At 42.3% G+C, this 6,542-nt stretch carries 1 protein-coding gene; it reads left to right on the top strand.

What is annotated here, in order from left to right:
- Positions 1 to 6,542 (top strand): beta strand repeat-containing protein (locus U0R11_RS13455; RefSeq protein WP_406752331.1); only part of this gene is annotated, 6,542 nt, incomplete at both ends.

Here is a 6,542-nt window from a genome sequence, read left to right as displayed (position 1 = left end):
AGGAAGCTTCACGTTTACTCCAGCCACAGGTACGGCGGTAACGAGTGGAAGTATTACCATGAACGCGGGTTCTGCCAACCGTTTGGTGATCACTGGAACAGGTACACAAACCGCAGGTACTACACAAACAATTACGATCACCGCGAAAGACGCACAAGGAAATACCATAACATCCTATATAGGTGATAAATCATTGACCTTCTCTGGAGCACTTAGCTCATTGAGTCCAGTGACAACACCTAAAGTGACAGATAAAAATTCAAATCAAGTTAGTTTAGGAACCGCTGCCACCATCACATTTACAAATGGGGTAGCAACAACCAACTTAGGCTTATATTTGGCTGAATCAGTTACTATCGAAGTAAGTGATGGAACATTATCAGCTACTGGAGCAGATCGTTTGGCAATTATAGTAGGTGTAGGTTCATTCTCTAAATTAGGATTAACATTGGCTGCTTCTCAATCAAGTGGTACAGCCTTTACAGGTACAAATACCCTTACTGCTTTGGATGCCTATGGCAATACCGTAACAGGCTTTAATGCATCTACGAATAATGTAACAGTTACATCTAGCTTAACAGGAAGCATCACAGGATTATCAGGTACGAATAAGCTAAGCGCTGCCGGAGACTTTGTCAATGGTGTAGCAAACTTAACTAGCTTAGGATTAACCTTTACAGGAACCACGGGTACTGGTACATTTACCTTTAGTCCAGCTACCGGATTAGGTGTGACAAGCTCTAATGTGAGCATAAGTTCAGGTTCGGCAACGCGTTTAGTCATTACGGGAACTTCGGCTACACAAACAGCAGGTGCAGCTCAGTCGATTACCATAACGGCCAAAGATGCTAATGGAAATACGGTGACAAGTTTCACAGGAGATAAAACACTCGTATTCTCTGGTGCAAGCAATTCACCTAATGGAAACTTTATAGCAAGTGCCAATAATAAAACGGCTGTTGCAACTAATTTTGGAAGCAATACTATACTAACATTTACCAATGGTGTGGCTAGTTCTAACTTGATTCTATATGCAGTTGAAACGGCAAATGTTGCAGCAAGTTCGGCAGGTATCACAGCTTCAAGTGGCTCTGATCGATTATCCGTAACGGTGAATGCCGCGACGTTTAATCAATTGACCTTGAGTTTAGCTGCTTCTCAATCAAATGGCATCGCGTGGACAGGAACCAATACCTTGACTGCAAAAGATGCTTATGGTAATACGGTAACAGGATTTAATGCTGCTACCAATAATATTACAGTAAGCTCTAGCTTAACAGGTAGCATCACTGGATTGTCAGGAATTAATAAATTGACTGCAGCAGGTGACTTCGTGAATGGAGTGGCTAATTTATCTAGTTTGGGCATCGTTTACTCTGGTTTAGCGGGCTCTGTTAATTTCACTTTCACCCCAACAACAGGGATCGCTACCACAGGTGGGCCAGTTACCATTAATCCAGGGGTATTAAATAAATTGATCATTACAGGATCAAGCACTCAAGTAGCAGGTACAGCTCAAACCATTACATTGACAGCTAAAGATTCTGGTGGAAATACCATTACTAGTTACACCGGTACGAAGAGCTTAACCTTCTCGGGTGCTACAGCTTCTACACTTCCTGTGACTAACCCAACCGTGATTGGTACCAACTTTGGAACAGCGACTAGTGTCGTGTTTACCAATGGTGTAGCCACGGCTAGTATGAATTTGTTTAATGTTGAAAATGCAGTCGTTTCAGTTAGTGATGGTACAATTACTTCTACTGGTACAGATCGTTTATCAGTCTCTGTCAATCCAGCTACCTTCAGTAAATTACAAGTAGCTTTGGCAGCAACCCAAAATAGCGGTGTCGCCTTTACAGGAACCAATACGTTGACTGCCTTGGATGCTTATGGCAATACCGCAACAAGCTTTGATGCTTCTGCGAATAACATTACTGTTAGTACTAGTTTAACAGGTAGTATCTCTGGATTATCTGGAACAAACAAACTAAGTAGTGCAGGCGACTTTACCAATGGTGTAGCCAACTTGACCAATTTAGGATTAACATTTACAGGAACAGCTGGAACAGGTACATTTACCTTCACTCTAGTAACAGGAACAGCTGTCACTAGTTCGAATGTGAGCTTTAACAGCGGAAGTGCTACTAAATTCATCCTTACAGGAGCCGTAAGTCAAACAGCAGGTATTGCACAAACCATCACCATCACTGCCAAGGATGAAAGTGGAAATACGGTTACAACTTATACAGGAGCTAAATTATTGACTTTCTCTGGAGCCAATCCTTCCACAAGTCCAATAACGAAGGCAACTGTTGCTGCTACAGATTTTGAAACAGAAACATCCATTTCATTTACGAATGGTGTTGCCACTGCTAATATGATTTTATATCATGTAGAAAGTGCAGTGGTAGCTGTGACAGATGGAAGCATATCAGCACAAGGAACAGATCGTTTAACGGTATCTGTAACAGCTGGAAGCTTTACTAAATTGGCAGTAAGCTTAGTAAGTCCTCAAAATAATGCAGAGACTTTCAAAGGGGTCAATACCTTAACGGCGAAAGATGCTTATGGTAATACGGTAACTGGATTTAATGCCGCTACCAATAATATCACAGTAAGCACTAGCTTGACTGGTTTAATCAGTGGATTATCGGGTACAAATAAATTAAGTGCTGCTGGTGACTTTGTCAATGGTGTGGCTAATTTAACAAGCCTTGGAATGATTTATACTGGAAATCCTGGTACAGGTACATTCACATTCACTCCTGCATCAGGCACAGCCATTACTAGTGGTAGTATTTTAATCAACGGTGGTGAAGCAACCAAATTGGTGATTACTTCTGCAGTTTCAACAGTTACTGCAGGCGTTCCTCAAAGTATCACGATAACGGCCAAAGATAGCAATGGTAATACCTCAACTATTTTTACAGGTACTAAATCCTTGATATTCTCAGGTGCTAACTTGGCATTAAACCCTGTAACTAGTCCATTGGCAGGAAGCATTGCTTTCGGTACGGCTACTTCCATCAATTTTGTCAATGGTGTAGCTACCTTGAATGTCACGCTTTACAAAGCTGAAACAGCAGTAATCTCAGTTTCTGATGGAACAATCTCCAGTGCAGTTGCTGATCGCTTAAGTTTAGCGGTTACTCCAAGTACCTTCTCTAACATGTCGGTAAGCTTAGCTTCCCCTCAAAATAGTGCCATAGCGTTTACTGGAACGAACACCTTGACAGCGCTAGATGCTTATGGTAATACCGTGACAGGATTTAATGCTGCTACGAACAATATTACGATAAGTACGAGCTTAGTAGGAACGATCACAGGTTTATCCGGTGTGAACAAATTAACGAGTGCAACGGATTTTGTATCTGGAGTTTCTACATTAACAGGATTTACCTATTCTGGAGTTACGGGTACAGGAACATTCACCTTTACTCCTGCATCAGGAACTGCGGTAACCAGCACCTCGATTGTAATTAATGCGAATGTTGTCAGCGCTGCAACCTCAACCTTAACACCAATTAGTGCAAGTCTATTGGCGAGTGGTACTCCACAAACGTTGACGGTTACAGCTAAAGATGCATTAGGAAATGCCATTACCACCGGAGGTGCTACAGTTACAATTACCAAATTCTCTGGAGTGGGTACAGTTTCTGCCGTGACAGATAATGCCAATGGTACATATACTGCTACGGTAAGCTCATTAGAAGCAGGGACAGGAGTATTTGTAGCAACCATCAATGCTAGTCCAGTATTGAGCGGTGCCGCTACTCAAACACAAGCGAGCATCACCTTTACGGTTGGTGCAGCCAATGCAACAGCTTCCACCTTAACTCCAACCACGGCGAATGTATTAGCAGGTGGTAGTACACAAACATTGACAGTGACGGCTAAAGACCTGAATGGTAATTTGATTACTACCGGTGGAGCTACCGTGCTAATTACTAAATCTTCCGGTGTAGGAACAGTTTCTGCCGTAACAGATAATGGCAATGGAACTTATACGGCTACAGTTAGCTCAACGACTCCTGGAACTGGGGTATTTGTGGCGAGCTTAAACGGAAATTCAGTATTGAGTGGAACCATTAGCCAAACCACGGCAACAATAACCTTCAACGCAGGTGCTGCTACGAAATTGATGATTACGGGTTCTGGTACTCAAACAGCTGGGGGGCAACAAATTGTCACCATAACGGCTAAAGATGCCAGTGGAAATACAGCCTTAGGCTATACTGGATCTAAATTAGTGGCTTTCAGTGGTGCCACTAGTTCAGCCAGCCCAGTGACAGCTCCTAGTATTGATGGAACTAATTTTGGTTCAGCGACTAACTTAAACTTTACTTCCGGTGTAGCTACAGCGGTTATGAGATTGTATAAAGCTGAAATAGCTACGATCACTGCTTCTGAAGGTACCATTACAACCGTTGGTTCAGATCGCTTGACCGTAGCAGTGAGTGCAGCTGGCATGTCTAAATTTGAGCTTAACTTAACTAGCCCGCAAGTAGCTGGCCAAGTCTTAGTCGGTGTCAATACCTTGACAGCTCAAGATGCATTTGGTAATATCATTACAAATTTCAATGCGAGCGCTAATAATGTAACGGTAACGACTAACCTGTTAGGTACTATCTCAGGATTGTCTGGAGTAAATAAATTGAGTGCTGCCACTGACTTTGTCAATGGAGTTGCCAACTTAACAAGCCTTGGCTTAATTTACACAGGAGAAACTGGTTCAGGTACATTGACCTTCACGGCTTCTAATGGAGTAAGCATCACAAGTCCAAGCATTACCTTAAGTTCTGGTGAAGCAGCTAAAATTAAGTTGAGCACCATTGCAAATCATATTGCAGGTCTATCACAAACCGTAACGGCCACTTTGGTTGATGTTACCAATAATCCAGTGAAAGCCACGGCAAATGGAGTAATTACCTTGACCGTGAAAACAGGTACTGGTACATTATCAGGAACTGTTTCAGCTACCATATTAGCTGGTTCTAGCTCTGTGGAGATTAGTGGCTGGTCTTATACGAAGAGTGAAACAGGTGTCGTGTTATTAGCGACAGGTAGTGGATTAACTTCAAGTAATGTAACAGGTAAAACAGGGGAGTCGAATGCCTTCAATGTAACAGCCGGTGCTCCTGCAAAATTCGTAGTTACATCGAGCCAATCGATCGTACAAGCTGGTACTTCAATTTCAGTAACTGTCACGGCAGCTGACTTATTTGGAAACACAGTGACAAACTTCACAGGAGATCAATTGTTGCAGTTCTTAGGAGCTTCTCAGTCTCCTAACAGTTTATTCAATCCTCAAGCAGGAAATACTCAAACTACCCCTGCCTCTATTCCAAGTGATGCCAAAACGCAATCAAGAGTAGAGACAAGCAAGAAAACGACTAGCTCGACTGTAAATATTTTGAGTAGCGCTACAGGCGGAGCAAGTTTAGGAACGGTTAATACAGGAAAAGCCAATGCCACTGCGAACCAAACATTGAATGGTATGACACCATTTGGTGCCAGCTTTACCGTGAAATTTGTGAATGGTGTCGCCACCGTTCAATTAGTGTTATTTGCTGCTGAGGTGGCCAATTTAGAGGCTAGAACTTCAACAGGTTCAATCGTCACTAAGCCAGAAGATAAATTACCAGTAACGGTTGTTCCTTCTACCTTCTCAACATTGGAAGTTAAATTGGATCAACAACAAGAAGCAGGTAAACCTATCACAGGTTCGATGACGGCAATCGATGATTACGGTAATACAGTAACTGCGTTTAATGCTGCTGTAAATCCAGTTAAAATTGTAGTAACCAATATTTCAGGAACTACGACAACGGAACAAAACACCTACATTTTGTCCAAAGCAACGGACTTTGTAAGTGGTATAGCTGATTTCTCCGTCTTAGGAATTACCTATAAACAAGGTACGTCGGGCTCTAGTAAATTCACCATTACTCCAACAGAAGGAGCTGCGGTTCAAACACCTGAAATTGTGGTTGTGTCAGCAGATACCGACGGAGATAGCGTCTCTGATGAGCAAGAATTAGCCGATAAGACCGACTTGAACGATGGTTGTTCTTATTTGATGAGCTCGTTTGTGATGTCGAAAACATCCGCAGGATGGAAAGCGATGGATTGCGATGGTGACGGTTCTCCAAACGGAACGGACATTGAACCATCCAATGCTTGTTCGGGTGGTATAGCAGGTTATATTCCTCCAAAAGGAAGTATTGGATATGCCAAATATTTTGCGGGCGACTGCGATAGTGACGGTATTTCCAATGAAATGGAATGTAACGGTGGATATTTAGGAACAGGTACTTGCCAAGACTTTGATTCGGATGGTATTCCAAACTTCTTAGATCCAGATTCAGACAATGATGGTATCCTAGATATGATTGAGAAGAACATGGACAGTGATGGAGATGGAGATGCCAACTACTTGGATTTAGATTCAGATAACGACGGTATTTTAGATACTCAAGAAAGATCATACGATACGGATGGAGATGGTGTAATGAACTTCTTAGATAGCGATTCAGATA

The organism is Aquirufa salirivi, assembly GCF_045310485.1.
GTDB lineage: Bacteria > Bacteroidota > Bacteroidia > Cytophagales > Spirosomataceae > Aquirufa > Aquirufa salirivi.
This window is presented reverse-complemented; position numbering and strand designations above follow the sequence as displayed.